This is a genomic window from Calyptranema fuscum S582, from assembly GCF_055793305.1.
In genome coordinates this window covers 1-2621 of record NZ_JBSLYH010000118.1, presented here as the reverse complement: position 1 = coordinate 2621, position 2621 = coordinate 1, and the positions used below count along the sequence as shown (strand labels likewise).

Here is a 2621-nt window from a genome sequence, read left to right as displayed (position 1 = left end):
GGCTGAACCACTGTATCGTCAGGCTCTAGAGCTTTACAAGCAAGCTTTAGGAAAAGACCATTCAACAGTCGTGATGTGTCTCAACAACTTGGCAATAATATATCAGGAGAAAGGCAACTACGAAGCAGCAGAATCGCTGTATCAGCAGGAACTGGAATTGAAGCAACGTTTATTCGGAGAGGTGAGCCTTGATGTAGCGGTCAGCTTGGATAGTCTTGCGTTCCTCTATCAAGAACAGGGACGATATAAGGAAGCAGAATCTTTGTATCAAAAATCATTGGAATTGAGAAAACAGCTCTTGGGTGTAGACGATCTTGATGTAGCAATTAGCTTGGACAACTTGGCACAGCTATATCAAGAACAAAGCCTTTATGAGGAAGCAGAATCCCTGTATCAGGAAGCTTTACAGCTCAGGAAGAAAGTCTTAGGCGAACAGGATCTCGATGTAGCGGTTAGTCTTGACAATCTTGCGTTCCTCTATCAAGAGGAGGAGCGATACAAGGAAGCAGAATCTTTGTATCAAAAATCATTGGAATTGAGAAAACAACTCTTGGGTGTAGACGATCTTGATGTAGCAATTAGCTTGGACAACTTGGCACAGCTATATCAAGAACAAAGCCTTTATGAGGAAGCAGAACCCCTGTATCAGGAATCTTTACAGCTCAGGAAGAAAGTCTTAGGTGAACAGGATCTCGATGTAGCGGTTAATCTCAACAACTTTGCTTTACTCTACTATGAGCAAGGTCGTTACACAGAAGCAGTAGTGCTTTTAGAACAGGGGTTAAAAGTTTCAGAGGAAGTACTAGGTTCAGATGATCCTTACACTTTAACCATTCATGGAAACCTTGACAGGGTACGCGAAAGTCTACAGTGAGGATACCGCCTCAGATTTTAGTACACATATATCATTTGTCCTTTTGTAACACAACTGCTATGACTATAGAGGGTTTAGACTAACTTAGAGATAGGAAAAACTAAGTGATTGTGGTTATGAGCTGTATCGTTAATAGTTCTGCCTCCTCAGTTATAGGTCCGACTATAGGCACAGCAATCGGGACAGCAGTCGGGGAACAGGTAAGCGCTGACGCTGGTAGTCGGATTGTTCAGATTAGCCCAGCAATCAGTAGCAATATGCCTAAGCGCACTTATGGATATCAAACTTATGGATATCAAATAGGTAATGAGGCAATACCGCCTCGGATAGTTCGCCCATTAGGTGATCGTGTTATGAGACCTGGGCAAGACCGTAGTGCATTGCGGCCATATTACGCTTATTACAAACAAGTAGAAACTGGAAGGATTGCTCCAAGGGCTCTTGCAAAATTACAGAAATTAAATTCCCTAGCTGAGAGAAACTCTATCAGCATCGCAGATATCTCTCCCTAAATGTGTAGTGTATCGCTTCATTTGGCTGCCTAACCTCCGACTTGTGCTAAAAGTCTACAACTCCAATTGCCGCTCCTTCTGCTTGGTAATCCGCTGCTCCCTCTCCACCCAACAAACCCTACGCGCAACTCCATTCGCATACGCCCTGGCTCTGTCCCTCCCTTGCTCCCGGTGCTGCCGTGCCACCGGAGAACTCCCCGCCAATCATCCTCCTCACAATCTCTTGCTGGCTTAGCCCCTCCTCAAACGCCTGACGCCTCACCCACTCATCAAGCTTCACCGGATCGCCCATCCCGACTGTACCGTTCCCACAACTGCTGATAGCGTTTCGGTTCCGCCCCGCATCTTTCCCCGCTTGCGGTGATTCACCCTGCTGATCCGGCAACGACGGGAATGGCTGAGAGAATAGTCCATCCCGTTCCATCAATACCCGAATTGCATTGTTATCTCGCTCCGGCTCATAGCTGCCCTCACGATGCTTCTAGAGTCCCGGAACCGTGTATGCCTTGCCCAACCGGATCCCACTGAAGGCAGCGCCCTGCAGGCGATAGCTAATCCTACGTCCCTTCGTCAGAGTCAGCTACACCCGGACACTCACCACCCAGACGTTACAGCCGGTCGATCACCTATGGCAGCGTTCCCTGCCCCTGAACCACCCAATCCAGCATGGACTCGAGTTGCTCTCGCACACTGGGTTCGCCCGTCCGCTCCAACAACTACCGTTCTCCCGTTGTTGGAGGCCGTTTCTCCTGCTTCTAACTGGGACTCACCGCCGACAACTGATACGTCTTGCTCCAGCTGGCGAATCACCTGCTCACTGCAGCGATAATTCCAGGCATCGCTAACCGTTTTCTCGTCCGTCAGCCGAATCCGACTGGTCACCAGATGCACATGGTCATGATCCTGATCCGTGTGCCGGTAAACCAAATACTGGCAATTCTCAAACCCCAGACCCCTCAGGTAATCCTGAGCGATCGCCAGCAAAGAAGATACTACCCATCAGTGAGTGAAGGACGATCGAGGGTGTGTCTGTACATTAACTTCCAAGGCTTTGCGAACTTAGCTCCGTATAAAATAGGCGAGCAAAGTCAACATTATCTAGATCAGCTTCACTGTAGTGACCCATCCGAATCGCCAGTTGCTTGGCAGCTCCTCCTGGTGCTGGCACAGGTAGCACCTTAGCTTCTGGATGAAAGCGGGTGAACATTTCGTACTCAACTTCCACCCCCTCCATT

Annotated in this window: 4 protein-coding genes; 1 reads left to right on the top strand and 3 read right to left on the bottom strand. The window is 48.6% G+C overall.

Annotation, left to right across the window (positions count from 1 at the left end; all coding sequences use genetic code 11):
• A partial coding sequence (locus ACR6Z4_RS32105) for a tetratricopeptide repeat protein (protein ID WP_479721383.1) occupies positions 1 to 874 on the top strand: 874 nt, incomplete at its 5' end.
• A gap of 630 nt (positions 875 to 1504) precedes the next feature.
• Here ACR6Z4_RS32105 and ACR6Z4_RS32100 read toward each other — a convergent pair.
• The 3 genes from ACR6Z4_RS32100 to ACR6Z4_RS32090 all read right to left on the bottom strand — a co-directional run.
• On the bottom strand, positions 1505 to 1810 hold the full coding sequence (locus tag ACR6Z4_RS32100) for a hypothetical protein (RefSeq protein WP_479721382.1): 306 nt from the start codon (positions 1808 to 1810) through the stop codon (positions 1505 to 1507).
• Positions 1811 to 1980: 170 nt separating this feature from the next.
• Positions 1981 to 2370 carry a relaxase/mobilization nuclease domain-containing protein gene (locus ACR6Z4_RS32095; RefSeq protein WP_479721381.1) on the bottom strand — a complete coding sequence of 130 codons (390 nt, stop codon included), beginning with the start codon at positions 2368 to 2370 and terminating at the stop codon, positions 1981 to 1983.
• Positions 2371 to 2422: 52 nt separating this feature from the next.
• A partial coding sequence (locus ACR6Z4_RS32090) for an SLOG domain-containing protein (RefSeq protein WP_479721380.1) occupies positions 2423 to 2621 on the bottom strand: 199 nt, incomplete at its 5' end.

Bases quoted from the DNA above. Each gene is read 5' to 3' on its own strand.
- ACR6Z4_RS32100 (WP_479721382.1), bottom strand. From the start codon at position 1,810: ATGGAACGGGATGGACTATTCTCTCAGCCATTCCCGTCGTTGCCGGAT.